Source organism: Anaerotignum faecicola (assembly GCA_024460105.1).
GTDB lineage: Bacteria > Bacillota > Clostridia > Lachnospirales > Anaerotignaceae > JANFXS01.
On sequence record JANFXS010000198.1, the window covers coordinates 1 to 487 of the forward strand.

At 53.2% G+C, this 487-nt stretch carries 1 protein-coding gene; it reads left to right on the plus strand.

All coding sequences use genetic code 11. The features are described from left to right. Nucleotides 1–428, plus strand: a 428-nt coding sequence (locus NE664_13515) for an ATP-binding protein (GenBank protein MCQ4727650.1), incomplete at its 5' end; no start/stop codon positions are given. Between the last annotated feature and the right edge of the window lie 59 nt (nucleotides 429–487).

Below are 487 nucleotides of genomic sequence, written 5' to 3' on the forward strand. Positions count from 1 at the left end.
CATTGGATGAGCTTTCACCGATGATTCAGAAAAAGAATCTGACTGTCACCATAAAGAACACGCCGGATATCAGCCTGACAGGCAGCCGCATCATGCTTTACCGCGTCATGAGTAATCTGCTGGAAAATGCGGCGAAATACAACCGGGAGCATGGATCTGTCACGGTTGTCACAGGCAGGGACGGCGATGCTGTGGTGGTGGAGATTACAGACACGGGGATTGGAATCCCGGAAGAAGAGCTTTCACATATTTTCGAGCCGTTTTACAGAGTGGACCAGTCGCGGTCCCGCGCCGTGGGAGGCGCAGGTCTGGGACTGTCGCTTGTTAAGGATATTGTGGAGAAGCATGGAGGAGAGATTACGGTGAAGAGCGTAATCGGAGAGGGAACGACATTTATGCTGCGATTTCCCGGGAGGGAGCGGTCCTGATTTGCCGCAGCGGAATCAATCTAAATACCGGCTACCTCGGCGGCGCCATGAACTCCAAT